The following is a 24,730-nucleotide window of genomic DNA, read 5'->3' on the forward strand; positions in this document are numbered from 1 at the left end:
CAAGGGTGAATCCATCCGCGGCGTCGTCGTCTATTGAAGGCGCGTGGGATGGAACTCGTGTCGCAAAGCCAGAGCTTCGGGGGAACACAGTCGGTCTACCGGCACCGGTCCGAAGCCTGCGCTGCGGAAATGACTTTCGGCCTCTACCTGCCGCCTGTGGCGCGGGCTCGTCCGGTGCCGTTGCTCTGGTATCTGTCGGGGCTGACCTGCACCCATGAGAACGCCATGATAAAGGCGGGACTGCAGAAATATGCGTCGGAACATGATCTGGCGGTCGTCTTTCCGGACACCTCTCCGCGGGGCGAGGGTGTTGCGGACGATCAGGCATACGATCTCGGACAGGGCGCCGGTTTCTACGTGAATGCGACGCAGAAGCCCTGGGCGCGGCATTTCCGCATGTATGACTACGTCGTTTCCGAACTGCCGGCGCTGCTGCAGAAGGAGTTGCCGCTCAACGGCGTCTTCGGCATCACCGGCCACTCGATGGGCGGCCACGGCGCCTTGACCATCGCGTTTCGCAATCCGGAGACCTTCCGGTCGCTCTCGGCCTTTGCGCCGATCGTCAACCCGACGCGTTCGGACTGGGGAAGGAAGCAGTTTTCCGCCTATCTCGGCGACGACGAAGCTCATTGGGCGAAACACGACGCCTGCCTTCTCCTGGCCGATCTCGGCTGGAATGGAGACATCCTGATCGATCAGGGTTCATCCGACCAGTTTCTCGAGCAGTTGCGACCCGAGGCGATGGCACGGCTGATGGCGGAGCGGCGCCAGCCCGGCATGCTGCGCATGCAGGCCGGATACGATCACAGTTATTATTTCGTGGCGAGTTTCGCCGAGGACCATGTGCGTTGGCATGCGGAGCGGCTGAAGGCCGCCTGAAGGAGAGGACAGGCATGATTTCACGACAGGCTTTGATTTTTGCATTGGCCGGCACGCTCGCGACAAGCCTTGCCGCACCGGTCACGGCGATGGAGGGCCTCAATGGCGACCCCGCCGCGGGAGAGAAGGTTTTCCGCAAGTGTCAGGCCTGCCATGCGATCGGTCCCGGCGCCGTCAGCAAGACGGGACCGCTGCTGACGGGCGTGGTCGGGCGTCCCGCTGGCAGCATCGCCGATTACTCCTATTCCGCGGGCATGGCCAAGGTGGCAGGGGAAGGGCTGGTGTGGGCGCCCGAGAAGATTTCGGAGTTCCTGACCAATCCGAAGGCATTCGTGCCCGGAACGAAGATGGCTTTCGCGGGGATTCGCAAGGATCAGGAGCGGGCCGATCTCATCGCCTATCTATCGACGTTCAACCAATAGAAAGGAGCCAGGATAACCACTTTAGCATGGACCGGAGCGCCGGCGGAACCGGCCGTGGAAGGTCATGAGGCGCTTCGCAAGGCCGATGCCGGGATGGAGGAGACCGAAAGGTTGTCCCGGGGCGAAGGGGGTGGAGGACCCTGATCGGCGGTACCCAACGGGAGGATAGCATGAAGAGATTGCTCACATTGCTCGCCGCATTCGCGCTAGGCAGCTCGCAGGTCGCCTTCGCCAATTCGGATTTGCAGAAACAGATCGACGACCCCAACCAGTGGGTCATTCAGACGGGCGATTACGCCAACCAGCGTTATTCGAAGCTCGATCAGATCAACAAGGAAAACGTCGGAAAGCTGCAGGTCGCCTGGACCTTCTCGACGGGCGTCCTGCGTGGCCATGAAGGCTCTCCGCTGGTCGTCGGCAACATGATGTACGTGCATGCGCCGTTCCCCAACACGGTCTTCGCGCTCGACCTCGACAAGGAAGGCCAGATCGTCTGGAAATACGAACCCAAGCAGGACCCGGACGTCATTCCGGTGATGTGCTGCGATACCGTCAATCGCGGCGTCGCCTATGCCGAGGGCAAGATCTTCCTGCACCAGGCCGACACCACCGTCGTCGCGCTCGATGCCAAGACCGGCAAGGTGATCTGGAGCGTCAAGAACGGTGATCCTAAGAAGGGCGAAACCAATACCGCGACAGTATTGCCGGTGAAGGACAAGGTCATCGTCGGCATTTCCGGCGGCGAGTTCGGCGTACGCGGTTCGGTGACCGCCTATTCCATGGCAGACGGCAAGCTTTTGTGGCGCGGCTATTCGATGGGTCCCGACAGCGACACGCTGATCGATCCGGAAAAGACCACCCATCTCGGCAAGCCGGTCGGCAAGGATTCCGGCCTGACCACCTGGGAAGGCGATCAGTGGAAGATCGGCGGCGGCACGACCTGGGGCTGGTATTCCTACGATCCGGAGGAGAACCTGATCTATTACGGCTCGGGTAACCCCTCGACCTGGAACCCGACCCAGCGTCCGGGCGACAACCGCTGGTCCATGACCATCTTCGCCCGCGATGTCGATACCGGCATGACGAAATGGGTCTACCAGATGACGCCCCATGACGAATGGGACTATGACGGCGTCAACGAGATGATCCTGACGGAGCAGGATTTCGGCGGCAAGAGCCGCAAGCTGCTCACCCATTTCGACCGTAACGGCTTCGGCTATACGCTGGACCGGCTAACGGGCGAGCTTCTGGTTGCGGAGAAATACGATCCCGCCGTCAACTGGGCGACCGAGGTCGTGATGGACCCGAAGTCCGAACAATACGGCCGTCCGCAGGTCGTTGCGCAGTACTCGACCGAGAAGAACGGCGAAGACGTCAACTCGACCGGCATCTGCCCCGCCGCTCTCGGCACCAAGGACCAGCAGCCGGCCGCCTATTCGCCGAAGACCGAACTGTTCTACGTGCCGACCAACCATGTCTGCATGGATTACGAACCCTTCCGTGTCAGCTACACCGCCGGCCAGCCCTATGTCGGGGCGACGCTCTCGATGTATCCGGCACCGGGCAGCCATGGCGGCATGGGCAATTTCATTGCCTGGGACAACAAGGAAGGCAAGATCAAGTGGTCGCTGCCCGAGAAGTTTTCCGTCTGGTCCGGCGCGCTCGCCACGGCAGGCAATGTGGTCTTCTACGGCACGCTGGAAGGCTATCTGAAGGCCGTCGACGCCGATAGTGGTAAGGAACTCTATCGCTTCAAGACGCCATCGGGGGTCATCGGCAACGTCATGACCTACAGCCATGGCGGCAAGCAGTACGTGGCCGTGCTTTCGGGCGTCGGCGGCTGGGCCGGTATCGGCCTCGCAGCCGGCCTGACCAACCCGAACGAAGGTCTCGGTGCTGTCGGTGGTTATGCGGCGCTCAGCGATTATACCGCGCTCGGCGGCACGCTGACCGTGTTCTCGCTGCCGAACTGACGGCGGCCAAACGCCAGAGAACTGGCGCGGGAGAAAAGCCCGCGCCAGTTTGCTCTCAAGGCCCAGAAGGACACAATATGAACAGCTTTGCAAAAATCTTGCCGATCGCCCTCGCCGCATCGATGCTTGCCGGACCCGTTCTGTCGCAGGATGCCGAAAAGAAGGTCGACAACATTACCGCTGTCACCAGCGAGGACGGCCGCTATTATACGGCAGACGGCGTGCCGACCTACAAGATCGCACCGGACGGGACGATCGACTGGCTGACCTATTCCGGCTTCCGGCGCTATCATTCGGAATGTCACGTCTGTCACGGGCCGGAAGGCGAGGGCTCTTCCTATGCGCCGGCGCTGAAGAACTCCGCTGTCAACATGGATTATTACGCCTTCGTCGACGTGGTGACGAACGGTCGCAAGAAGGTGGACGCGTCCCATAATTCGGTGATGCCGGCCTTCGGCGATAACGTCAACGTCATGTGCTATCTCGACGACATCTACGTCTACCTGAAGGCACGCGGTACGGATGCGCTGCCGCGCGGTCGCCCGGCCAAGAGAGAGGACAAATCCGATGCGATCCGTCAAGCGGAAGCCGATTGCCTTGGTCGCTAGGCTGTGGGCAGGGCTGCTCGCCTTCGGGCTCGCGGTCTCGGGTCATACGCCGGTCTTCGCCCAGACGTCCGATCTGGTGTCGAAGACGGCGTTTCGCGTCTGTGCGGACCCCGCCAACCTGCCCATGTCGGATCAAGCCGGCGCCGGTTTCGAAAACCGGATTGCCGAACTCTTCGCGGCGGAGTTGAAGCTGCCGCTGGAATATACGTGGTTTCCCATGGCGACGGGCTTCATCCGGCGGACGCTTCAGGCCAACAAATGCGACGTGGTCATAGGCTATGCCCAGGGCGACGAGATGGTGCTCAACACCAATCATTACTACACCTCCGGCTACGTACTGATCGTACCTGCGGATGGCCCGCTTTCGGGCGTGACGACGATCGGCGATGCGGCACTCAGGGACAAGCGCATCGGCGTGGTGGCCGGCAGTCCACCGGCGACGCAGATGACGCATTACGGGCTGATTGCGAAAGCCAAGGGTTACGATCTGATGGTCGACCGACGCTATGAAAACCCGGCGGGCGAAATGCTCTCGGACCTGAAGGCGGGAACGATCGACGCCGCCATACTCTGGGGGCCGATCGGCGGTCCGCTGGTCAAGCAGGGCTATCCGGAATTCAAGCTGATCCCGCTTCTTTCGGAAACCACGCCGCCGAAGCTCTTCTACCGCATTACCATGGGCGTGCGGCAGGGAGAGAAGGTCTGGGAGCGCAAGCTCAATTCGCTGATCCGGCGCAACCAGGACAAGATCAATGCCATCCTGACCGATGCCGGCGTGCCGCTGTTGAACGACATGGGCACGGGACCGCTGGAGGCAAAGAAATGACTGCGCGCAGCAAGGCGGTTTTGCCTTTCCTCTTCGTCCTTGCCGTTGCGGGCCTCGCCGTGGCCGAAGAGGTGCCCGCGTCGAAGACGGTGGCCGAGGAACCTGGAGATTACCGGCAGGACGAGTATCGCGCTCCGGTGCCGGCGACGCTTGCCGGCGCAACCGTCGTTTCGACGGAAGAGGCCCATCGGCTTTGGGCAAGCGGCGAAGCCGAATTCATCGACGTTTTGCCCCGCCCGCCGAAGCCGAAAGACCTGCCGGAGGGCACCATCTGGAAGGAAAAGCCGCGGATCTCGGTCAAGGGTGCGCTCTGGCTTCCGAACACAGGCTACGGCAAGCTCGCCGATGTGACGCTCGACTATTTTCGCAAGGGGCTCGAAAAGGCATCGGGTGGCGACAAGGAACATCCCCTGCTGTTCTTCTGCCTGCCGGATTGCTGGATGTCGTGGAACGCTGCCCGGCGTGCGCTGGAACTCGGTTACGGCAAGGTCTACTGGTATCCTGACGGCAGCGATGGCTGGGCGGCTGCCGGTTATCCGAGCGAACAATTGACGCCGGAGCCGGGCGGTTCCTGATTCAATTTCCGGCGGGGTTTCCAGCCCCTTCTCCGGCCGGGCCGCCCGCGAGAAACTGGCCGAAGGCCCGGGGACCGTCGCCGGTGGCGATCTCTCCTGTTACCTCAAGCTTTTCAGTGTCGATCAGTGACATGGTGTTGGATGCCCAATTGGCAACGACGACGAACCTTCTGTCAGCCGTTGTGTCGATGCCCTCAGGATATTCGCCGACGGATATGACTTTCACGGGGGCATAGGTCGTTGCATCGAAGACGCTGACGCTATCGTCATACTGGTTGGTGACGAAGCCGTGCCTGCCGGCAAAGGCAACGCCGTAGGGCCGTTCCCGCGTCCTGACCTTGCCAAGAACCTTGCCGTCTTCCGGATCGACCACGGTTACCGTGTTGCTGCCGACATCGGCGGTAAAAAGCCTCCCATCCGGCGAGAATGTTATGCCAAAGGGGCGCTCTCCAACCGTGATGCGGCGATGAAGTTCGAGCGTATCCGCAGCGAAGATGGAGACCTGATCGGAATCCCGGTCTGCCGTGGCAAGCCATCTTCCATCGGCTGAAAGGGCAAGGCCAGCCGGTGCGCTTCCGGTCCTGAGCGTCGTCCTGAATTCGAGGTTGTCCGAGGCGAGAACCCAGACGCGGGCATTGTACCAGTCGGAGACGAAGACACGCTGGCGTCTGTCATCAACGGCTATTCCCATCGGACCGCCGTCGAGCCGGCGTTCGGCTGTCGGTGCCTGAGGCATCAGGCCGTAACGCCGAACGGTCTTGCTGTCGGGGCTCACGGTAAAGACGGCCTTCAGGCTCCGCGACACCGCCACGCCGGCGGGCTGGCCGGGCACAGTGAGACGTTCGACCTCGATTCCACGGCTGAGATCGATGACGCTCAGATCGCTGGAGGATTGGTTCGTCACGTAGGCATAATCGGCCTGAACCGGCTGCGGCGCCACCAATGCCGCAGCCATAACCAGTGTCAGCGGGATGCTATTTGCCGAACTTCTTTTCCAGCGCATCGAGCCCTGCCTTGTAGACGGCGGTGACGGCGGCAATCGCAGCCGCGTCGTTCAAATTTTCCGGCGGATCGTTGTTTGGATAGCCGCGGTAGAATGCGCCGCGCCATTCGATGTGCGAGCCGCCGCTGGTGGTCGGCGTCACCGTCAGGTGCGAGGAATAGTTGGTGACGGGAAGAACCGCGACATCCACCTCGTTGATCCGGTAGGAATAGGACATCTTGGCCGCGTCGTATTTGTAGAGCACTTCCAAGATGGTCGGACCGCCCTCCTTTTCCAGGGTCAGGACGCGGGTGGCGTCGATGGCGTTGCCGCCTTCGCCCTTCGTCGAAAAGACGGCGGGATGCCAGCTCATGTCCTGGAAATTGCCAATGACCGCCCAGACGGCATCGGGCGCGGCCGCGACATCGACGGCAAGGGTGAGTTTCTGACGTGTCGGTCCGTGCGCGAGGGCAATTCCCGGGATGAGCAACATAAACGTCAGTATCAGGTTACGGATGTAGGGCATGCTTCCTCCTCACGATTTAAAGAAATGGTTTTTCAGGATGTAATCGAGCCCGCGCAGCCAGCTCACATCGGTGTTGGACCTGATGTCGACGGCGAGCGCCCGCAGCGCCTCGCCGGTTTTCACCTCCCGCAGAACGAGGTTCATGGAGAGGATCAGGTTGGAGACTTTCTGCACTTCTCCGACCAGTACGTAATCGGCGCCGAGGCGTTCCGCCATGCGCAGTTCGCAGCCATAGCAATCGGCGGGGTTGACGGTGTTGGCGAGTTCTTCCGCGATCGGGCTGTTGTCGAGGATGACGAAACCCTTTTCTGCAAAGCGCTTGCGCGTTGTCTCCTCGAGAAGTCGGGTGCGGGCGGTCTGGTCCGGGCGTTCGCCGTTATACGCACCTTCGGTCGACGTATCGATGAAGGTTATCCCGAGAAAGGCGATTTTCGCATTGGGTTTCAGCGGCTTGTCCAGGTTCGACAGGGCAAGCGGGGGCATCAGGATCAGGAAAAGCGATAACAGGATGCGCAGCATGCGGGTGAGGGTAGCATAGCGAAATTGCGACACCACGATCCATAAGTATCGGTTTCGCTGCACAACCCTGACTGTTATCCTCACCTTCAGGACGGTCAGGAAGATTGGGAGGTCATTCCGACAATGTCTAAGCCGCAGCTTACGCTTGCCACCCTTTGCCTTGCGCTTTTTGCGGCACCCGCTTCGTGGGCGCTTGAGGTGAAGGTAGCCTTGCTTCGCGTCGACAAACCCATGCCGCCGCCGATTTCGCGGCTCGATGTGCCTCCTGCGGATCTGGGGCTTGCCGGCGCCAAGCTCGGCAATGAGGACAATCGCACCACCGGTGCCTTCACCGGCACGGATTACAAGCTGACCACGAAGACGGTGGCGCCGGCGGAGGCTCTTGCGGCGCTGGATGCCCTCAAGGCCGAGGGTATCGGCCTCGTTGCGGTGATTTCAGACGGGGATACGCTGAAGCAGCTCGCGGACCGGGCCGGTCCCGACACATTGATCCTCAATGCCGGTGCCCGCGACGATGCCCTGCGCGATGGCGAGTGCCGGGCAAACGTGCTGCATGTCTCGCCCAGCCGTTCGATGCTGACCGACAGCGTCGTGCAGTTCCTGATGTGGAAGAAATGGGCGCGGATCATGCTGATCTACGGCTCCCACCCCGAAGACAAGCTGCTCGCCGAGAGCTATCGCAAATCGGCCGCGAAGTTCGGCGCCAAGATTGTCGAGGAGCGCGAATTCGTCGACACCGGCGGCGCGCGGCGCACCGATACCGGCCATGTGCAGGTCCAGCGGCAGATCCCGGTTTTCACCCAGGACGCCAAGGAGCACGACGTTACCATCGCCGCCGACGAGACGGACGTTTTCGCGGCCTATCTGCCTTATCATTCCTGGGACCCGAGGCCGGTTGCGGGCTCGGCAGGGTTGATGCCGTTGTCGTGGCATCCGGCGCATGAATCCTGGGGCGCCACCCAGTTCCAGCGGCGTTTCGAAAAGCTTGCCGGCCGTAGCATGCGTGAGGAGGACTACCAGGCCTGGCTTGCCATGCGGGTTGTCGGGGAAGCCGTCACGCGCTCCGGCAAGGCGGATGCGAAGTCGATCCGCGACTATGCGCTTTCCAAGGATTTCGATCTTGCCGCCTTCAAGGGACAGAAACTGACCTTCCGCACATGGAACGGCCAGATGCGGCAGCCGATCCTGCTCGGCGACGGACGCATCACCGTCTCCGTCTCGCCGCAGGACGGTTACCTGCACCAGTTCTCCCCGCTCGACACGCTGGGGATCGACGCGCCCGAAACCGCCTGCCACGCCTTTGGAGGATAAGCATGCTGAAACCCGCCTTCGTGATCCTGCCCCTTGCGCTCATGATGAGCGGACCGGCGCTCGCCAACAAGGTGTTTGTCACCAATGAGCGCGGCAACAGCGTCACCGTGCTCGACAGCAAGACCTGGGAAAAGATCGGCGAATTTCCCGCTGGCAACCGGCCGCGCGGGATCACCATCAGCCCTGATGGCAAGGAACTCTATGTTTGTGCGTCGGATGACGATACCGTCAGGGTCTTCGATCCGGAAACCTACAAGGAACTGCATACGCTGCCGTCCGGACCCGATCCGGAGCTCTTTGCGCTGCATCCTTCCGGCAACCCGCTCTACATCGCCAACGAAGACGACAATCTGGTGACCGTGGTGGACACCAGGACGCATCAGGTGCTCGCTGAAATTCCCGTCGGCGTCGAGCCGGAAGGGGTGGCCGTCAGTCCCGATGCCAAGACGCTCATCAACACGTCCGAGACCACCAACATGGCGCATTTCATCGACACGTCGACCTATGAGATCGTGCACAACGTGCTGGTCGACCAGCGGCCGCGCTATGCCGAATTCACCGCCGATGGCAAGAAGCTCTATGTCAGCGCCGAGATCGGCGGCACCGTTTCGGTCATCAATCTCGGCGGCGAGGGTGAGCCGAAGGTCGACAAGAAGATCACCTTCGAGGTTGCTGGCGTCCTGCATGAATGGCTGCAGCCCGTCGGCGTCAAGGCGACCCGTGACGGCTCGCGTGTGTTCGTCGCGCTCGGGCCGGCGAACCGGGTTGCCGTTGTCGATGCGGCGACGGATGAGGTGCTCGATTATCTGCTGGTGGGGCAGCGGGTCTGGCAGATGGCCTTAACCCCGAAGGAGGATTTTCTCGTCGTCACCAACGGCAATTCCAACGATGTCAGCATCATCGACGTGAAGGCGGAGAAGGTCATTCGTTCGGTGCCGGTCGGTGAACAGCCATGGGGCGTGGTGGTGGCGCCGGATTGATTTTGGACATGCAATTTCATTGGGAGGATTTCGAACATGCATAAGGTCCTAATCGCGGCATTTGCCGCCTTGCTGGCGGTTCCGGCGACGGGAATGCTGGCGAACACAACGGCTCTTGCCGCGCCGCTTTGCGACAAGCTCGGGTTCGCCGGGCTGCTCGCCAAATGCAATCGCGGCGAGCCGATCGAGCTTACGCTTGCATCCGGAAAGCCGCTCGGGGCGGGCGAGGTGAAGCTGCAATCCGGCGCCTATTACGAGCTGAAGGTCACCGCCGACGGTTCGGCCGAACTGGCGATCACGGGGCCGGAATTCTTCCGGGCGATCTGGATGAACGAGATCGTCATCAACGGCATCGAGGTGCGGCCGATGGCGATCGACAGCCTTGAATTCGACAAGGCCGGTCTCGCCACTCTTTCGTTCATCGCCATCAAGCCCGGCAGTTACGAGGTTCGCATCCCGAATACCGCGAGTGACAGCCAGAAGATCAAGATTGCCATTCAATAATTCTGTTCAGGAGGAGCAGGGACATGACAAAACATTTGATGACGATTGCCTTTCTCTCAGCCGTTTTCGCCATGCCGCTCAGCGCTTCCGCCGAGGAAGTGCCGGCCGACAAGCAGACGGCGATCCTCGCTATGCTGAAGACCATGCAATGCGAGGTCGATCCGGCCAATATCGAGGCGGATGACGGTGGGTTCGAACTGGATGACGTCTTCTGCGCCGATGGGCAGTACGACATGAAGCTGAACGCCGATCTGAGCGTCGCCGATAAGCGCAAGGAATAGCGCTTGTCGGCGTTTCCTGCCGGGCCGGAGAATCGTGTAAGAACGCAACGGCGAGTGGACCGGCGGGAAAAGGCAGGTCCTGGGAGGTCTGGAATGATGAAGATATCTACGGGAATTCTGTCTGGCGTACTGGCAGGCTGTCTGCTGGCGATGGGCATTACACTGGCGATTGCCGAGGAACCGCCGAAGCTGCGTGCCGCCATGCTGGCGTCCGGCACGGTCAACTGGGAAATCGCCACGATCAAGGCCAATGGCTTCGACCGGAAGAACGGTTTCGAGATGGCCGTGCAGGATTACGCGGATAACGGCGCGACGCGCGTCGCCTTCGAAGGCGGCGAGGCCGATACCATGGTGGCCGACTGGATCTGGGTGGCCTATCAGCGGGCGGCGGGCAAGGACTATGTATTCATTCCCTATTCGCGTGCGGTTGGAGGGCTGGTCGTCAAGGATGACAGCCCTGTGAAGGCCTTGCCGGATCTTGCCGGCAAGAAGATCGGCATCGCCGGCGGGCCGCTCGACAAGAGCTGGCTGATCCTCAGGGCTTACGCAAAAAAGAAACACGGCATGGATCTGGCCGGCGAAACCGAGCAGGTGTTCGGCGCGCCGCCGCTGATTTTCAAGGCGGCTCTGTCGGGTGAAACGGCGGGTGCCGTCAATTTCTGGCATTTCCTCGCCAAGATGAAGGCGAAGGGCATGCACGATCTGGTGACCGTTGCCGACGCCGCAACCGAACTCGGGCTCGATCCGGATACGCCGCTTCTCGGCTATGTGCTGAAGGGCGACTATGTCGCCCTTCATCCCGAGGTCGCGCAGGGGCTCTACAAGGCTTCGCTTGCCGCTAAGGAATTGCTGCGCACAGACGATGCCGCCTGGGAGGGATTGCGCGGTCAGATGAATGCCGCCGATGACAAGGAGTTCTCGGCGCTTCGCGATGGCTACCGCGCCGGCATTCCGAGCGGCAAGCCCATTGACGAGGCAGCGGCCGACAGGTTCCTGAAGATCATGGCCGAACTCGGCGGTGAGGAACTGGTCGGCAAGGCCACCTCCCTGCCGGAAGGAGTATTCCTCCACCTTGAATGAGGCCCTACGAAATCCGGTGGTGGTCCGTTCCGTTTCGCTCGGTCTGATCCTGCTTGTCTGGATCGTTGCCGCAGGGCTGACCGCCGACGCGACCGTGCTGCCGCAGCCGTGGACGTTGCTTGAACCGTTCGTCCGTGTCGTCGGCTCCGGCGCGTTGCCTTATCATCTGGGTATGACGCTGTTTCGGGTTGTCTGCGCCTTCGTGCCGGCCATGCTGATCGGGGCGGCCATCGGCTTTCTGATGGGGCGTTTTCCGAGTGTCGACCGCTGGCTCGATCCCTGGCTCGTCGTGTTTCTTAACCTGCCGGCGCTGGTGCTGATCGTACTTTGCTACCTGTGGATCGGCCTCAACGAAACGGCAGCGATCCTGGCAGTGGTGCTCAACAAGATCCCCAATGTCGCGACGCTGGTGCGTGAGGGCGCACGGGCGCTCGATCCCGATCTCGATGCCATGGCGAAGGTCTATCGCATGAGCGGTTTTTCAAGGCTGCGCCATGTGGTGTTGCCACAGCTTGCGCCCTTTCTCGCGGGCGCCGCCCGGTCCGGCATTGCAGTCATCTGGAAGATCGTGCTGGTCGTCGAGTTTCTGGGGCGTTCCAGCGGCATCGGCTTCCAGATTCATTTCTATTTCCAGCTTTTCGACGTTGCCATGGTGCTGGTCTATGCCTTGACCTTCATTGCCGTGATGCTCGTGGTCGAGGCCCTGCTGCTGCAACCGGTGGAACGTCGGGCGCGGCGCTGGAGGACGGCATGATAAGGGTCGATATCCGCCGCAAGGCCTTCGGAGACAATGTCATTTTGAAGGATGTCCGCTTCGAAATGACAGTTGGAGAAACCGTCGCCATTCTGGGATCGTCGGGTATCGGCAAGTCGACCCTACTCCGGCTGATCGCCGGTATCGATCCGGTCTTCGAAGGATCGGTAGAGCGCCCGGCCAATATCGCCATGGTGTTTCAGGAGCCGGTGCTGCTGCCCTGGCGCAGCGTCTTGCGGAACCTGACCATCGTGCATCCGGCGCTTGGTGACGAGGCAGCCCTTTCAGCGCTTCACCGCATCGGCATTGCCGACAAGGCCGGACTTTTTCCTGGGCAGTTGTCGCTCGGCCAGCAGCGCCGGCTGGCGCTGGCGCGGGCCTTTGCCGGAAGGCCGGAACTGCTGGTGATGGACGAACCTTATGTCTCGCTCGATCCCGAGACCGCGGAGGAGATGCTGGAACTCACGGAGGCGCTGGTTGCCGAGACACGGCCGGCCGTCATTCTGGTGACCCATTCGGAAAGGGAGGCGGAACGGCTCGCCGGTCGCCGGCTCCGGCTTGCCGGTCACCCCGCCACGATCCTCAACCGCGAGGATGATGCCGTCTCCAAACGGGGGACGGCGCGGTGAAGGGGCTGGATATCCGCCACGTCAGCTACCGTTACGGTGAACGCAAAGCGCTTGACGATGTCAGCTTTGCCGTGACGCCCGGATGTTTCTGCGCGTTGCTCGGACCGAACGGCGCCGGCAAGTCCACGCTCTTCGCCCTGCTGACGCGGCTGATCGTGGCGGACGAGGGGACGATCGGTGTCGCCGGTTTCGATATCGCGCGCTCGCCGCGATCCGCGCTTGCCCGTATCGGCGTCGTTTTCCAGCAGCCGACGCTCGACCTCGACATGACGGTCAGGCGGAACATGCGCTATTTCGCCGGCCTGCATGGCCTCTCGGGACGCGAGGCTGCGGATGCCATCGAGCGGTCGCTGGCACAGCTCGGCATGGCCGAGCGCGCTGACGAACAGGTGAGGGCGCTCAATGGCGGCCATCGCCGACGCATGGAGATCGCCCGCGCGCTGGTGCATCGACCCGACATTCTGCTGCTCGACGAGCCGACGGTCGGGCTCGACGCCGCGTCCAGGCAGGCGATCACCGATCATGTGCATGGGCTGGCGGAGGGCGGTCTTGCCGTGCTCTGGGCGACGCATCTGGTGGACGAGATTGCCATGTCGGATCAGGTCGTGGTGCTGCATCGAGGCAAGGTGCTGAGCGACGGTTCGGCCTCCGACCTTGCAGGCGGGCAAGGGCTGGCGAAGGCTTTCCTTGCCATGACTGCCGAGGGTAGCGAGGCAATCGCATGAAACCCTGGCTGACTGCGCTTATCGCCATCATCACCCGCGAAAACCTGCGCTTTATCCGTCAGCGCGGGCGGTTCCTTGCGGCGCTGGTGCGGCCGCTCGTCTGGCTTCTGGTCTTTGCCGCCGGTTTTCGCGCCGCTCTCGGCGTTTCGATCATTCCGCCCTACCAGACCTATATCACCTATGAGGTCTATATCGTGCCGGGGCTTTGCGGCATGATCCAGCTGTTCAATGGCATGCAGTCGTCGCTGTCGCTGGTCTACGATCAGGAAATGGGGTCGATGCGGCTTCTTTTGACGTCGCCGCTGCCCCGCTGGTGGCTGCTGTTTTCCAAGCTGCTTGCCGGCGTCATCGTTTCCATCCTGCAGGTCATGGTCTTCCTCGGTATCGCTGCGCTGACCGGCATCGAACTGCCGCCCCTCGGCTACATCGCAGTGCTGCCCGCCCTGCTTCTGAGCGGTCTGATGCTCGGAGCCTTCGGTCTCCTGATCTCCTCGACCATCCGGCAGCTCGAGAATTTCGCCGGCGTCATGAACTTCGTGATCTTTCCGATGTTCTTCCTGTCCTCGGCGCTTTACCCGCTGTGGAAGATGGCCGAGAGTTCGCCGCTGCTGCGCGATATCTGCGCCTATAACCCCTTTACCCATGCCGTCGAGCTCATCCGCTTCGCCCTTTACGGCGAACTCAATCTGGAAGCGCTTTTCTGGGTCGTCGGCTGTTTCGCGGTCTTCATGCTGGCGGCGCTCTGGGGCTACGATCCCGCCCGCGCCATGCTGCGTTCCCGAGGTCGCTGAGGCCCGGCGAGCCACCACAGCGCGAAAAACCGACACTTTCCGCTATATTGTCGCAAGACCTTTTTGCCCCGATCCTGTCCTTGAAATGATGGCGCTGGAGGCGTCAAAACCCGAGGAGGAGGACCCCATGATTAAGCTGCATCCGTCCATCGACAACGGCTGGCCGCCAGCAAAGGCCGGTTTTTCCGGTGGTACCTTGAAGTGCAAATGCGCGACCAATCCGGTGACCGTTTCGATCGGCGCGCAGACGGCGCACAACCACGCCTGCGGCTGCACCAAATGCTGGAAGCCGAAGGGCGCGATCTTCGCCCAGATCGCTGTCGTGTCGCGCGACAAGGTCAAGGTCACCTCGGGCGAGGAAAAGCTCTACGTCGTCGATTCCGGTGCCACGATCCAGCGCCACGCCTGCAAGGAATGCGGCACCCACATGTATGGCCGCATCGAGAATACCAAGCATCCCTTCTACGGGCTCGACTTCGTCCATACGGAACTCAGCGATGAGACCGGCTGGTCGCCGCCGGAATTTGCGGCTTTTGTTTCCTCGGTCATCGAGAGCGGGGTCAGTCCGGACCTGATGCCGGAAATTCGGGCGCGTCTCAACGAATTGGGCCTGCCGCCCTATGATGCACTTTCACCGGCGCTGATGGATGCGATCGCCACACATATTGCCAAGCAGTCGGGTGCACTGGCCGCATAAAGAGGGAGACAGGAAGGCCTTCCGGCCTTCGACCCCGCAGTGGTCATATTCAGAGAAGATGGGGGCGGACGTTACGGCGAAAGCCGTCCGCATCTTCCAGCATCCGTTACGGCGAGGCCAAGCCAGCCTCCTCCCGCAACCGCCCGTTTTTCCGCATCCCCTGCGGAAGACGGGCGGGGCTTGGAGGAGCTTCGGCGCGACACCTTGAGGTTTCAGGGCGTCTGCCTCCCTACCGAAGACGGTATTACCGGCCAATCAGCGTATTGAGGTTGTCGGAGCGTCCTTCGCCTGCGCAAATGGATGCCTTGCTTTCCAGTCCCGCTGATGTCGTTTGGCCCTCAGGGATGAACGGCGACCGAAGACCAGTCGTCCGCCGGGCTGCCGGCTTTCCACTTGATCGAGCAGCCGATGGAGGGGTGCTGCACGGAGGGTCCCTGTCCGGTTCGGGCAATCTGTATCATGGCTTCGAGGAGGTCGCGACGCAGGTCGCCGGCCTCCCTTTCCTTGCGTGACGCATCGAGACGGCCGCGATATTGCAGTTCCAGTCCGCTGTTGAAACCGAAGAAGTCGGGTGTGCAGACGGCGCCGTAAGCGCGGGCGACGGACTGATCTTCGTCATGGAGATAGGGGAAGGGAAGGAGGTGCTCCTCGGCGAAGCGCTTCATGTTCTCGAAGGAATCCTCGGGATAGGCGCTGGAATCATTGGAGTTGATCGCCACGAAACCGATCCCGTGCTTTTCGAGTTCCAGCGCATCTTCGACGATTCTCTCGATCACGGCCTTCACATAGGGGCAATGATTGCAGATGAAGGCGACGACAAGCCCGTTCGGCCCGGCGAGATCGTGAATCGAAAAGGCCCGGCCCTCCGTTCCAATGAGGCGGTCATCCGCCGCTTTCCAGCCGAAATCGCAAACCGGTGCCGTCGCTGCCATTGTCATCTCCCTTTGCCTGTTTCGGGGCTGGTTTCAGGCGGCTTCGCGAACCCCTTCCGATGCCTTGCGCAATGCGGAAATGTTGCCCGCATAGGCCTGTTCGCCGCCCTTGAAGATCGCGGACCCCGCAACGAGTATATCGGCTCCTGCGGACACGACCAGCGGCGCCGTCTGTGGCGTAACGCCGCCGTCGATTTCGATCATGATCGGCCGCTTGCCGATCATCGACTTCACCCGCCGGACCTTTTCCACCACCGAGGGTATGAAGGCCTGCCCGCCGAATCCGGGGTTCACGGTCATCATCAGCACGAGGTCGACGCGATCAAGTGAATATTCGATGACGCTCTCCGGCGTCGATGGATTGAGCGAAACACCGGCCTTGCAGCCGAGATCGCGGATCGCCTGAAGCGAGCGGTCGAGATGGGTGCAGGCCTCGGCATGGACGGTGATGTAGTCGCAGCCGGCTTCCGCGAAGGCTGCGAGATAGGGATCGGCGGGCTCGATCATCAGGTGGCAGTCGAAAATCCTGTCCGTACGGTTGCGGATCGCCTTGATAACAGGCGGACCGAAGGTGATGTTGGGTACGAAATGACCGTCCATCACGTCGAGATGGATCCAGTCGGCGCCGGCGCGGCAGACGGCCTCTACTTCGTCGCCCAGACGGGAGAAATCGGCTGATAGCACCGACGGCGCGATGATGATGTCCTGAGTCACGGCGATACCTCCCGGGGTTGGCCTGGCATGGTGAAGACGCGGCTCGCCGCAATGTCGCGGTCGATGATGGTCGAAAGCTGCTCGGCATCGACCGGTCCCTTCGTCTCCTCGAACAGGCGGTTCGCCTGTCGCAACCGCGCCCGGTCGAGCGCGTTACGGATGGAGCGGGCATTGGCGAAATGCGGCTGGCCTCGCCGGCGGGAGATATAATCGGCCATCACCGTCACGGCACCCCGGTCGAGACGATAGCCCTGTCGCTCCAGCATGCTTTCGGCGATGGAGAGCAGTTCGCCATCGTCATAATCCGGGAAGTCGATGTGATGGGCGATGCGGGAACGAAAGCCGGGATTGCTCTCGAAGAAGCGATCCATGCGGTCGGAATAGCCGGCCAGGATCACCACAAGGTCGTCGCGGTTGTTTTCCATCACCTGCAGCAGGATTTCGATTGCTTCCTGGCCGTAGTCGCGCTCGTTGTCGGGGCGATAGAGGTAGTAGGCCTCATCGATGAAGAGCACGCCGCCCATGGCTTTCTTCAAGATCTCCTTGGTCTTGGGCGCGGTGTGGCCGATATACTGGCCCACCAGATCGTCGCGGGTTACCGAAACCAGATGGCCCTTGCGGATATAGCCCAGCCGGTGGAGTAGGTCGGCCATCCGCAGCGCGACCGTGGTCTTGCCAGTGCCGGGATTGCCGGTGAAGCTCATGTGCAGGGAGGGAGGTTCGTGCGAAAGCCCCATGGCGCGGCGTGCCCGCTCCACCAGCAACAGCGCTGCGGTTTCGCGGATGCGCTGCTTCACCGGCTTCAGGCCGACAAGCTGCCGGTCCAGTTCGTCGAGAATGTCGCTCACGCCCGACGTGCGATATTCCTCCCTGAGATCGACGGTTTCGGGCGGTCCTTCGTCATCCGGGATCTTCTCTGGCATGGCCATCGTCCTTCCTCCCTCTCATGCTTTCGGTTCGATCAGCGCGCCGTTGCCCACGAGTAGTGCTGCGATCGGCTGCGCACATCGGTCCGGATCATCGTGATTTCCGGCTCGTGTTCCGGGCGGTTGACGATGAAGGACATGGTCACGGTTTCGAGGCCGCGGGTGGAGTCGAAGGCGTTGAGCCGGATGTAGTGCTGCGGATAGGCCTTGCGGCAATCGGCGAGTTCCATCGTCACGCCCTTGGCGTCGCGAAGGTCGAACATGGGGTGACCCCACATTTCCCAATAGGTGTTCCGCGGGTGAGGATCGTCGGTATATTCGATACCGATGGCCCAGCCCCTGCGCAGGCAGTATTCCACCTGCGCGGTGATCTGTTCGTCCGTAAGGTCGGGCAGGAACGAGAAGCAGCCCTGGGTGATACGCATTTCCGTTCTCCTTCTTTTTTAATGTCAGGCCACGCTTACGCTCGGAACGAAGTCCGAGGTGTCGGTGGGGGTATAGTTGAAGCTGATGTTGCCCCACGTCTCGAGCGCGGCCTCCAGCGGCTTGCACCACCTGGCGGCGGCGCGCAGGATTTCCGGCCCTTCATTGGCGATGTCGCGTCCCTCGTTGCGGGCGAGCACCATGGCTTCGAGCGCAACGCGGTTCGCGGTGGCACCCGCCTGGATGCCCATCGGATGGCCGATGGTCCCGCCGCCGAATTGGAGCACCACATCGTCGCCGAAGAGGTCGAGCAACTGATGCATCTGGCCGGCATGGATGCCGCCGGAGGCGACCGGCATCACCTTCTTCAGGTCCGCCCAGTCCTGTTCGAAGAAGAGACCGCGCGGCAGGTCCACCTCGTTCATCATCTCGCGGCAGACATTGTAGTAACCCTGCACGGTCGGCGGATCGCCTTCCAGCTTGCCGACGGCGGTGCCGGCATGGAGATGGTCGACGCCCGCAAGCCGCAGCCACTTGGCGATGACGCGGAAGGAAATCCCGTGGTTCTTCTGGCGGGTATAGGTGCCGTGTCCGGCCCGGTGCATGTGCAGGATCATGTCGTTCTGGCGGCACCATTCGGACATGGACTGAATCGCTGTCCAGCCGATGATGAGGTCGACCATGACGATGACGGACCCGAGTTCCTTGGCGAATTCGGCGCGGCGGTACATTTCCTCCATCGTGCCCGCAGTGACGTTGAGGTAGTGTCCCTTGACCTCGCCGGTCACGGCGGAGGCGTGGTTTACGGCCTCCATGCAGTAGAGGAAGCGGTCGCGCCAGTGCATGAAGGGCTGCGAGTTGATGTTCTCGTCGTCCTTCATGAAGTCGAGGCCGCCCTTCAGGCCTTCATAGACGACGCGGCCGTAGTTCTTGCCGGAAAGGCCAAGCTTCGGCTTGGTCGTCGCGCCGAGCAGCGGCTTGCCGAACTTGTCCAGCCGCTCGCGTTCCACGACGATGCCGGTCGGCGGTCCCTTGAAGGTCTTCACATAGGCGACGGGCAGACGCATGTCTTCAAGACGTGCGGCCTTCAACGGCTTGAACGAGAAGACGTTGCCGATGATCGAGGCCGTCAGGTTGGCGATCGAGCCTTCCTCGAAGAGGATCAGATCGTAGGCGACGTAGCAGAAGTATTGCCCCGGCGTTCCGGGAACGGGATCGACCCTGTAGGCCTTGGCGCGATACTGGTCGCAGGCCGTCAGCCTGTCGGTCCAGACGACGGTCCAGGTGGCGGTCGAGCTTTCGCCGGCAACGGCGGCTGCCGCTTCGATCGGATCGACACCATCCTGCGGCGTGATGCGGAAAAGCGCGATGAGATCGGTGTCCTTCGGCACGTAGTCGCCGTTCCAGTAGCCCATCTGCGCGTATTTCAGCACGCCCGCCCGGTAGCGTTCCTTGCCCTTGATTTCGGTCTTTGCATCGGCGTTCATGGCTCTGTCCTTTCCTGTTTTCGGTGGGGGATCAGGCGGCTTCAGATCGCGCCGTCTGGGGTTTCAGGCTCCCGCTCGCATAGCGTTTCGCCATGTCGCTCATCGGGATGACCTTGATGCGGGAGGCATTGCCCGCCGTGCCGAATGCCTCGAAGCGCGCCTTGCAGACGGCGGCCATGGCATCCATCGCGGGTTTGAGGAATTTGCGCGGGTCGAATTCGTCCCGGTGCGTGTCGGCGACGCGGCGGAATTCTGCGGCGGCCGCAAGGCGAAGATCGGTGTCGATATTGACCTTGCGGACGCCGAAGCGGATGCCGCGGACGATTTCCTCCACCGGCACGCCATAGGTCTCCCGCATCGCGCCGCCATGGGCGTTGAAAACGTCCTGCCACTCCTCGGGCACGGAGGAAGAGCCGTGCATGACGATGTGGGTGTCGGGCAGGCGGCGATGGATCTTCTCGATGACATCCATGGCGAGAACCTCGCCCGTCGGCTTGCGGGTGAACTTGTAGGCGCCGTGCGAGGTGCCAATTGCGACTGCCAGTGCATCGACGCCGGTCTCGGCGACGAAGCGGGCGGCTTCGTCCGGATCGGTCAGCAATTGCGAGCGGTCGAGCGCGCCTTCGAAGCCGTGGCCGTCTTCCGCTTCGCCATGACCGGTTTCCAGCGAACCGAGGCAACCGAGTTCACCCTCGACCGAGACACCCACCATGTGGGCGAGGCGGGCGACCTCTGCGGTGATCCCGGCATTATAGGCGTAATCCGCCGGCGTCTTGGCGTCCTCCTTCAGCGAGCCGTCCATCATTACCGAGGTGAAACCGTGCTGGATCGCCGAGAGGCAGGTGGAGACGGTATTGCCGTGGTCCTGGTGAATGCAGATCGGGATGTCGGGATACATCAGCTCCAGCGCTTCCATCATCTTGGCGAGCATGATGTCGTTAGCGTAGGAACGGGCGCCGCGCGAGGCCTGCAGGATAACCGGCGCGTCGCAGGCCTTGGCCGCCTCCAGAATGGCGAGCCCCTGTTCCATGTTGTTGATGTTGAAGGCGGGCACGCCGTAACCGCGCTCTGCGGCATGATCCAGCAATTGACGAAGCGTGATGCGGGCCATGTCAGGCCTCCTTTCCGGGTTGAACGTCGAATGAGGTTCCGTTGCGGGTCATCGCCGGCGCTCCTTCCGGCCTCGGCCGATGAGGTGCAGCGCTTCCGTCGCGACGTGCTCCGGGGTGATGCCGAAATGCCTGTAGAGCTCGCCGGCCGGAGCGGACGCTCCAAACCCCTGCATGCCGATGAAGGTGCCATGGGGGCCGATCCAACGATCCCAGCCGAGCCGTCCGGCGGCCTCGATGGCGATGCGCGGTGCGCCGCCCAGTATCCTTCTCTGGTAGGCGTCGGTCTGGGTCTCGAATTTTTCCCATGAGGGCATGGAAACGACCGCGGCCTCGACGCCGTTTTCGGCACGCAGCTTCTCGGCAGCCTGGACGGCGATCTCGACTTCCGAACCGGTGGCGAGCAGTGTGATGTCGCGCGGTCCCTGCGCTTCCCGCAGGACATAGGCTCCCCGTGCCGAGAGGTTTTCCTGGGTGTCCGTCGTGCGGAGCATGGGCAGGGCCTGCCGCGACAGTGCAAGCGCGCTCGGGGTCGATTTTTCGGCGAGCGCCAGTTCCCAGCATTCGGCCGTCTCGATGATATCGGCGGGCCGGAAGACGTTGATGTTGGGCGTCGCCCTCAGCATGGCGAGATGCTCGACCGGCTGGTGGGTCGGTCCGTCCTCGCCGAGCCCGATGGAATCATGGGTCAGCACATAGACGACCGGCAGGCCCATGAGCGCGGAAAGGCGGATCGCGCCGCGGGCATAATCGGCAAACACAAGAAAGGTGCCGCCATAGGGAACGAAGCCGCCATGCAGGGCGATGCCGTTCATCGCCGCCGCCATGGCATGTTCGCGGATGCCGTAATGCAGGTAGCGGCCACGGAAGTTTGCGGCGGTGATGGCTTGTGTCTGTGATGTCATGGTGAGGTTGGAGCCGGTCAGGTCCGCGGAGCCGCCGATGGTCAGGTCGGTTGCGCCGTTGATGACTTCCAGCGCCATCTGGGAGGCCTGACGGGTCGCGACCTTGGTAGCCTTTTCCCGGTGCTCGTTGCGGAACCTCGCGAGCCGGCGTGCGGTTTCGGGGCCGATGTCCCTGTTGACGGTGCGCTCGTAGCGCGCCTTTGAGCGCGTAGCATCCCGCCGGATCTCCCAGGTCTCTCGCGCCGCACGTCCACGGACCGCCACGCCTTCCCATGCGGACTTGATCTCGTGCGGCACGAAGAAGGGCGGGTGGGGCCAGTCGAGCTTTTCGCGGGTGGCGGTGATCTCCCTGTCGCCGAGAGCGGCCCCATGGGTCTTGTGGGAGCCTTCCATGCTGGCCGCACCCTTGCCGATCAGCGTGCGGCAGGCGATCAGCGATGGCTTGCGGCTCTTGCGGGCACGGTCGATGGCCCTGGCCACGGCTTCCGGATCGTGGCCATCGACGGCCTGAGCATTCCAGCCGGCAGCGCGAAAGCGCGCCAGCTGGTCCATCGACGTGGATAGGGATGTCGCCCCGTCGATGGAAATACGGTTGTCGTCCCAGAGCACGATCAGCTTGCGCAGCTTCAGGTGCCCGGCGAGGTCGATCGCCTCGTGGCTGATGCCTTCCTGAAGGCAGCCGTCGCCGGCAACGACATAGGTGAAGTGATTGCAGAGCGACGAGCCGAAGCGGGCCGCCATCATCTGTTCGGCAATCGCCATGCCGACGGCAGTCGAAATGCCCTGTCCGAGCGGTCCAGTGGTCGTCTCAATGCCCAGTGCGTGGCCGTATTCGGGGTGGCCCGCGGTTCTCGCGCCGAACTGGCGGAAGGAGGAAAGCTCGGACATCGGCATGTCGGCAAAGCCGATCAGGTGATGGATCGCATAGAGCAGCATCGACCCGTGCCCCGCCGAGAGCACGAAGCGGTCACGGTCCGGCCAGTCCGGCATGGACGGATCGATCCGGATGAAGCGGTTGAACAGCACCGTCACCGCATCCGCCATGCCCATCGGCATGCCGGGGTGGCCGGAATTGGCTTTCTGTACGGCATCCATCGCCAGGAAACGGATGGCATTAGCCATGTCCTTCTCGGAAACGGTGGCGGGGCTGGCTGCTTTCTGGGAGATGTTCATGGTCGTCCTCCTCAAGACATGCGATGCTTGCGTTCGAGCAGTTTGTGGATGAGCGGCGTGAAGATGAGCTGCATGGCCAGATCGAGCTTGTCGCCGGGCACGACGATCGAATTGGCGCGTGACATGAAGCTGTTCTGCAGCATCGACAGCAGGTACGGAAAATCGATCCCGCGCGGATTGGCGAAGCGGATCACCAGCATGGATTCGGCCGGTGTCGGGATCCATCGCGCGATGAACGGATTGGACGTATCGACGATCGGCACGCGCTGGAAATTGATGTCCGTCAGCGAGAATTGCGGGCAGATGTAATGCACATAGTCGGGCATCCGCCGGAGGATGGTGTCGGTCACGGCTTCGGTGGAATAGCCGCGGGTTGCCTTGTCGCGATGGATCTTCTGTATCCATTCGAGATTGATGACCGGCACCACGCCGATCTTCAGATCGCAGTGCTGGGCGAGATTGACATTCTCCGTGACCGCGCAGCCGTGTAGGCCTTCGTAGAACAGGAGGTCGCTGTCGCGGAATTCCTCCCATTCGGTGAAGGTGCCGGGTGCCGTGCCGTATCTCGCGGCCTCGCCATCGTCATGGATGTAATGGCGGGTGCGGCCCACACCGCGGCGGCCATATTCCGAAAACACGCTTTCGAGGATTTCAAGTTCGTTGGCTTCCGCCGCGAAGTGGGTGAAGTCTACGCCTTTGGCCTTTTCCTCGGCGATCTTCTTCTTCATCGCCTCGCGGTCATAGCGATGGAAGGCATCGCCCTCGATGAAGGAAGCGGAGATGTTTTCGCGCTTGAAGATCTTCTCGAAGGTGTCCTTGACGGTGGTGGTGCCGGCGCCGGACGAGCCCGTAATGGAAATGATCGGGTATTTTGCGGACATTCTTTTCTCCTCAGGCCCTAAACAGGCCGCGCTTGCCGAACAGCGGCGCGCGTTCACCGATCATTGCGGGGTCGACATGGTAACGGGCGACACGCGCCACCTCGCGGCGCGAGCCGAAGACCAGCGGTGTGCGCTGGTGCAGGCTCTCCGGTTCGAGGTCGAGAATGCGGGTGACGCTGTCGGTCGCGGCGCCCGAAGCGTTCTCGATGAGGAAGGCGATGGGGTTGGCTTCGTAGACGAGCCGCAGGCGGCCGTGGGAATAGCCTTTCCGGCCGTCGGAGGGGTAAAGGAAGATGCCGCCGCGAACGAGAATGCGGTAGGCTTCCGTCACCAGCGAGGCGATCCAGCGCATGTTGAAATCCCGCTCGCGGGGACCTTCCGCGCCGGCAAGGCAGTCGTCGACGTAAAGCCTGATCGCCTCTTCCCAGTGGCGGTAGTTCGAGGTGTTGATGGCAAATTCATGCGCGCGGTCCGGAATGGCAACGGACTTGTAGGCCTGCACGAAACAGCCGAGCCGGCTCGAGAAAATGAAGATCTCCGTGCCCTTGCCGAGCGAGAGGACCAGCGCGGTCTGCGGCCCGTAGATGAAAAAACCGGCGGCAAGCTGCCGGTGCCCCGGCTGCAGGAAGGTGGCGGTCACATCGGCTTCGACACCCTTCAGGGCCGGCAGGATCGAAAAGATCGTGCCGATCGAGACGTTGGTGTCGATGTTCGACGAGCCGTCGAGCGGATCGATGGCGACGGCGAGACGGGCGGCGGGATCGAGAAGGATCGGGTTTTCCAGTTCCTCCGAGGCATAATAGGCGACTGGCGCTCCCTGCAGGCAGGAGAGGAACAGGTCGTCGCAGATGACGTCCAGTTCCTTCTGAATATCGCCGTCCGCATTGGAGCTTTCGCGCAGCCCGTGGAAGGTGTCGTTGAGCGCCCCTTGCCCCACGAGCTTGCGGATTTCGAGTGCGGCCATCGCCAGCCGCTGAATGATTAAGGCCAGGTCGCGGCCCGCTTCGCCGCGCTCTCCCATGCATGAAACAAGATAGGCCTCCAGTGTTGCGCCCGACATGATGTCTCCTCCCCATCGACGGTCGAGGCAAGGATGAAGCAATCGGTAAGTTTGTAAA

Annotated in this window: 28 protein-coding genes; 16 read left to right on the forward strand and 12 right to left on the reverse strand. The window is 62.1% G+C overall.

Features of this window, described 5'->3' with window-relative positions; translation table 11 throughout:
* The first annotated feature begins 48 nt into the window (after positions 1 to 48).
* The 6 genes from fghA to J5N58_RS03505 all read left to right on the forward strand — a co-directional run bounded on the left by fghA (position 49) and on the right by J5N58_RS03505 (position 5,283).
* Positions 49 to 879 carry an S-formylglutathione hydrolase gene (gene fghA / locus J5N58_RS03480; protein WP_244709697.1) on the forward strand — a complete coding sequence of 277 codons (831 nt, stop codon included), beginning with the start codon at positions 49 to 51 and terminating at the stop codon, positions 877 to 879.
* A gap of 14 nt (positions 880 to 893) precedes the next feature.
* On the forward strand, positions 894 to 1,301 hold the full coding sequence (locus J5N58_RS03485; RefSeq protein ID WP_112831340.1) for a c-type cytochrome: 408 nt from the start codon (positions 894 to 896) through the stop codon (positions 1,299 to 1,301).
* A gap of 170 nt (positions 1,302 to 1,471) precedes the next feature.
* On the forward strand, positions 1,472 to 3,274 hold the full coding sequence (gene xoxF5 / locus J5N58_RS03490; RefSeq protein WP_113340931.1) for a lanthanide-dependent methanol dehydrogenase XoxF5: 1,803 nt from the start codon (positions 1,472 to 1,474) through the stop codon (positions 3,272 to 3,274).
* A gap of 122 nt (positions 3,275 to 3,396) precedes the next feature.
* Complete coding sequence (locus J5N58_RS03495) at positions 3,397 to 3,882, forward strand: c-type cytochrome, methanol metabolism-related (protein ID WP_244710082.1); 486 nt, start codon at positions 3,397 to 3,399, stop codon at positions 3,880 to 3,882.
* Positions 3,842 to 4,708 (forward strand): substrate-binding domain-containing protein, encoded by an 867-nt coding sequence (locus J5N58_RS03500; RefSeq protein ID WP_113340929.1) that lies wholly within the window; start codon positions 3,842 to 3,844, stop codon positions 4,706 to 4,708. Before J5N58_RS03495 ends, J5N58_RS03500 begins: the two co-directional genes overlap by 41 nt.
* Positions 4,705 to 5,283: a PQQ-dependent catabolism-associated CXXCW motif protein gene (locus J5N58_RS03505; RefSeq protein WP_113340928.1), complete on the forward strand. Its 579-nt coding sequence runs from the start codon at positions 4,705 to 4,707 to the stop codon at positions 5,281 to 5,283. Before J5N58_RS03500 ends, J5N58_RS03505 begins: the two co-directional genes overlap by 4 nt.
* Before the next feature lies 1 nt (position 5,284).
* Here the strand turns inward: J5N58_RS03505 and J5N58_RS03510 are convergent, their stop codons facing one another.
* The 3 genes from J5N58_RS03510 to J5N58_RS03520 are packed head-to-tail and all read right to left on the reverse strand — an operon-like array spanning position 5,285 to position 7,310.
* A complete protein-coding gene (locus J5N58_RS03510) occupies positions 5,285 to 6,238 on the reverse strand; it encodes a YncE family protein (protein WP_244709700.1) in 954 nt (317 codons plus the stop codon).
* A 19-nt stretch (positions 6,239 to 6,257) separates the two neighbouring features.
* On the reverse strand, positions 6,258 to 6,791 hold the full coding sequence (locus J5N58_RS03515; RefSeq protein WP_244709702.1) for an SRPBCC family protein: 534 nt from the start codon (positions 6,789 to 6,791) through the stop codon (positions 6,258 to 6,260).
* A gap of 9 nt (positions 6,792 to 6,800) precedes the next feature.
* On the reverse strand, positions 6,801 to 7,310 hold the full coding sequence (locus tag J5N58_RS03520; RefSeq protein WP_113487659.1) for a DUF3280 domain-containing protein: 510 nt from the start codon (positions 7,308 to 7,310) through the stop codon (positions 6,801 to 6,803).
* Between the two features lie 123 nt (positions 7,311 to 7,433).
* On the opposite strand from J5N58_RS03520, the gene J5N58_RS03525 reads away from it, so the two are divergent.
* The 10 genes from J5N58_RS03525 (at position 7,434) to gfa (ending at position 15,062) form a co-directional block, all read left to right on the forward strand.
* On the forward strand, positions 7,434 to 8,621 hold the full coding sequence (locus J5N58_RS03525; protein ID WP_113426625.1) for an ABC transporter substrate-binding protein: 1,188 nt from the start codon (positions 7,434 to 7,436) through the stop codon (positions 8,619 to 8,621).
* A 2-nt stretch (positions 8,622 to 8,623) separates the two neighbouring features.
* On the forward strand, positions 8,624 to 9,601 hold the full coding sequence (locus tag J5N58_RS03530) for a YVTN family beta-propeller repeat protein (protein ID WP_244709704.1): 978 nt from the start codon (positions 8,624 to 8,626) through the stop codon (positions 9,599 to 9,601).
* A gap of 36 nt (positions 9,602 to 9,637) precedes the next feature.
* On the forward strand, positions 9,638 to 10,105 hold the full coding sequence (locus tag J5N58_RS03535) for a cupredoxin domain-containing protein (RefSeq protein ID WP_113447812.1): 468 nt from the start codon (positions 9,638 to 9,640) through the stop codon (positions 10,103 to 10,105).
* A gap of 23 nt (positions 10,106 to 10,128) precedes the next feature.
* Complete coding sequence (locus J5N58_RS03540) at positions 10,129 to 10,386, forward strand: hypothetical protein (RefSeq protein WP_244709706.1); 258 nt, start codon at positions 10,129 to 10,131, stop codon at positions 10,384 to 10,386.
* 96 nt (positions 10,387 to 10,482) lie between these two features.
* Complete coding sequence (locus J5N58_RS03545) at positions 10,483 to 11,466, forward strand: ABC transporter substrate-binding protein (RefSeq protein ID WP_425314455.1); 984 nt, start codon at positions 10,483 to 10,485, stop codon at positions 11,464 to 11,466.
* A 19-nt stretch (positions 11,467 to 11,485) separates the two neighbouring features.
* Entirely contained in the window at positions 11,486 to 12,220 is a 735-nt protein-coding gene (locus tag J5N58_RS03550) for an ABC transporter permease (RefSeq protein WP_425314451.1), read from the forward strand.
* Positions 12,217 to 12,849 carry an ABC transporter ATP-binding protein gene (locus tag J5N58_RS03555; RefSeq protein ID WP_113466380.1) on the forward strand — a complete coding sequence of 211 codons (633 nt, stop codon included), beginning with the start codon at positions 12,217 to 12,219 and terminating at the stop codon, positions 12,847 to 12,849. The genes J5N58_RS03550 and J5N58_RS03555 overlap by 4 nt, the downstream gene beginning before the upstream one ends.
* The gene (locus J5N58_RS03560; RefSeq protein ID WP_113466381.1) at positions 12,846 to 13,574 is read left to right on the forward strand and encodes an ABC transporter ATP-binding protein; all 729 of its coding nucleotides are present in this window, start codon (positions 12,846 to 12,848) and stop codon (positions 13,572 to 13,574) included. Before J5N58_RS03555 ends, J5N58_RS03560 begins: the two co-directional genes overlap by 4 nt.
* Complete coding sequence (locus J5N58_RS03565) at positions 13,571 to 14,365, forward strand: ABC transporter permease (protein ID WP_112831327.1); 795 nt, start codon at positions 13,571 to 13,573, stop codon at positions 14,363 to 14,365. Before J5N58_RS03560 ends, J5N58_RS03565 begins: the two co-directional genes overlap by 4 nt.
* 127 nt (positions 14,366 to 14,492) lie before the next feature.
* A complete protein-coding gene (gene gfa / locus J5N58_RS03570) occupies positions 14,493 to 15,062 on the forward strand; it encodes an S-(hydroxymethyl)glutathione synthase (protein WP_113340919.1) in 570 nt (189 codons plus the stop codon).
* A gap of 338 nt (positions 15,063 to 15,400) precedes the next feature.
* Here the strand turns inward: gfa and J5N58_RS03575 are convergent, their stop codons facing one another.
* From J5N58_RS03575 to J5N58_RS03615, 9 genes are read right to left on the reverse strand one after another with little or no spacing between them, the layout of a single operon-like run.
* Complete coding sequence (locus J5N58_RS03575) at positions 15,401 to 15,994, reverse strand: thioredoxin family protein (RefSeq protein WP_244709708.1); 594 nt, start codon at positions 15,992 to 15,994, stop codon at positions 15,401 to 15,403.
* Positions 15,995 to 16,027: 33 nt separating this feature from the next.
* The gene (gene rpe / locus J5N58_RS03580) at positions 16,028 to 16,708 is read right to left on the reverse strand and encodes a ribulose-phosphate 3-epimerase (RefSeq protein WP_244709711.1); all 681 of its coding nucleotides are present in this window, start codon (positions 16,706 to 16,708) and stop codon (positions 16,028 to 16,030) included.
* A complete protein-coding gene (gene cbbX, locus J5N58_RS03585; RefSeq protein ID WP_112831323.1) occupies positions 16,705 to 17,637 on the reverse strand; it encodes a CbbX protein in 933 nt (310 codons plus the stop codon). Before cbbX ends, rpe begins: the two co-directional genes overlap by 4 nt.
* A 32-nt stretch (positions 17,638 to 17,669) precedes the next feature.
* Entirely contained in the window at positions 17,670 to 18,059 is a 390-nt protein-coding gene (locus J5N58_RS03590) for a ribulose bisphosphate carboxylase small subunit (RefSeq protein WP_244709713.1), read from the reverse strand.
* Between the two features lie 24 nt (positions 18,060 to 18,083).
* Positions 18,084 to 19,544, reverse strand: coding sequence for a form I ribulose bisphosphate carboxylase large subunit (locus J5N58_RS03595; RefSeq protein ID WP_113443898.1), 1,461 nt, complete (start codon positions 19,542 to 19,544; stop codon positions 18,084 to 18,086).
* 31 nt (positions 19,545 to 19,575) lie between these two features.
* Positions 19,576 to 20,655 (reverse strand): class II fructose-bisphosphate aldolase, encoded by a 1,080-nt coding sequence (fba, locus tag J5N58_RS03600; protein WP_113443899.1) that lies wholly within the window; start codon positions 20,653 to 20,655, stop codon positions 19,576 to 19,578.
* 48 nt (positions 20,656 to 20,703) lie between these two features.
* Positions 20,704 to 22,731 (reverse strand): transketolase, encoded by a 2,028-nt coding sequence (gene tkt, locus J5N58_RS03605; protein WP_244709715.1) that lies wholly within the window; start codon positions 22,729 to 22,731, stop codon positions 20,704 to 20,706.
* Positions 22,732 to 22,742: 11 nt separating this feature from the next.
* On the reverse strand, positions 22,743 to 23,612 hold the full coding sequence (locus tag J5N58_RS03610; RefSeq protein ID WP_112831318.1) for a phosphoribulokinase: 870 nt from the start codon (positions 23,610 to 23,612) through the stop codon (positions 22,743 to 22,745).
* 10 nt (positions 23,613 to 23,622) lie between these two features.
* A complete protein-coding gene (locus J5N58_RS03615) occupies positions 23,623 to 24,672 on the reverse strand; it encodes a class 1 fructose-bisphosphatase (RefSeq protein ID WP_113443901.1) in 1,050 nt (349 codons plus the stop codon).
* Positions 24,673 to 24,730 lie beyond the last annotated feature (58 nt).

The organism is Paenirhizobium cremeum, assembly GCF_022884085.1.
GTDB lineage: Bacteria > Pseudomonadota > Alphaproteobacteria > Rhizobiales > Rhizobiaceae > Allorhizobium > Allorhizobium cremeum.

Coding starts and splice junctions, on each gene's coding strand:
- J5N58_RS03545 (WP_425314455.1), top strand. CDS start 10,483: ATGAAGATATCTACGGGAATTCTGTCTGGCGTACTGGCAGGCTGTCTG.
- J5N58_RS03565 (WP_112831327.1), top strand. CDS start 13,571: ATGAAACCCTGGCTGACTGCGCTTATCGCCATCATCACCCGCGAAAAC.
- J5N58_RS03575 (WP_244709708.1), bottom strand. CDS start 15,994: ATGGCAGCGACGGCACCGGTTTGCGATTTCGGCTGGAAAGCGGCGGAT.
- xoxF5 (WP_113340931.1), top strand. CDS start 1,472: ATGAAGAGATTGCTCACATTGCTCGCCGCATTCGCGCTAGGCAGCTCG.
- J5N58_RS03595 (WP_113443898.1), bottom strand. CDS start 19,544: ATGAACGCCGATGCAAAGACCGAAATCAAGGGCAAGGAACGCTACCGG.
- J5N58_RS03615 (WP_113443901.1), bottom strand. CDS start 24,672: ATGTCGGGCGCAACACTGGAGGCCTATCTTGTTTCATGCATGGGAGAG.
- cbbX (WP_112831323.1), bottom strand. CDS start 17,637: ATGGCCATGCCAGAGAAGATCCCGGATGACGAAGGACCGCCCGAAACC.
- J5N58_RS03510 (WP_244709700.1), bottom strand. CDS start 6,238: ATGGCTGCGGCATTGGTGGCGCCGCAGCCGGTTCAGGCCGATTATGCC.
- J5N58_RS03540 (WP_244709706.1), top strand. CDS start 10,129: ATGACAAAACATTTGATGACGATTGCCTTTCTCTCAGCCGTTTTCGCC.
- J5N58_RS03530 (WP_244709704.1), top strand. CDS start 8,624: ATGCTGAAACCCGCCTTCGTGATCCTGCCCCTTGCGCTCATGATGAGC.
- J5N58_RS03555 (WP_113466380.1), top strand. CDS start 12,217: ATGATAAGGGTCGATATCCGCCGCAAGGCCTTCGGAGACAATGTCATT.
- J5N58_RS03500 (WP_113340929.1), top strand. CDS start 3,842: ATGCGATCCGTCAAGCGGAAGCCGATTGCCTTGGTCGCTAGGCTGTGG.
- J5N58_RS03495 (WP_244710082.1), top strand. CDS start 3,397: ATGCTTGCCGGACCCGTTCTGTCGCAGGATGCCGAAAAGAAGGTCGAC.
- gfa (WP_113340919.1), top strand. CDS start 14,493: ATGATTAAGCTGCATCCGTCCATCGACAACGGCTGGCCGCCAGCAAAG.
- J5N58_RS03590 (WP_244709713.1), bottom strand. CDS start 18,059: ATGCGTATCACCCAGGGCTGCTTCTCGTTCCTGCCCGACCTTACGGAC.
- fba (WP_113443899.1), bottom strand. CDS start 20,655: ATGGCCCGCATCACGCTTCGTCAATTGCTGGATCATGCCGCAGAGCGC.
- J5N58_RS03525 (WP_113426625.1), top strand. CDS start 7,434: ATGTCTAAGCCGCAGCTTACGCTTGCCACCCTTTGCCTTGCGCTTTTT.
- fghA (WP_244709697.1), top strand. CDS start 49: ATGGAACTCGTGTCGCAAAGCCAGAGCTTCGGGGGAACACAGTCGGTC.
- J5N58_RS03610 (WP_112831318.1), bottom strand. CDS start 23,612: ATGTCCGCAAAATACCCGATCATTTCCATTACGGGCTCGTCCGGCGCC.
- J5N58_RS03520 (WP_113487659.1), bottom strand. CDS start 7,310: ATGCTGCGCATCCTGTTATCGCTTTTCCTGATCCTGATGCCCCCGCTT.
- J5N58_RS03535 (WP_113447812.1), top strand. CDS start 9,638: ATGCATAAGGTCCTAATCGCGGCATTTGCCGCCTTGCTGGCGGTTCCG.
- J5N58_RS03515 (WP_244709702.1), bottom strand. CDS start 6,791: ATGCCCTACATCCGTAACCTGATACTGACGTTTATGTTGCTCATCCCG.
- tkt (WP_244709715.1), bottom strand. CDS start 22,731: ATGAACATCTCCCAGAAAGCAGCCAGCCCCGCCACCGTTTCCGAGAAG.
- J5N58_RS03485 (WP_112831340.1), top strand. CDS start 894: ATGATTTCACGACAGGCTTTGATTTTTGCATTGGCCGGCACGCTCGCG.
- J5N58_RS03505 (WP_113340928.1), top strand. CDS start 4,705: ATGACTGCGCGCAGCAAGGCGGTTTTGCCTTTCCTCTTCGTCCTTGCC.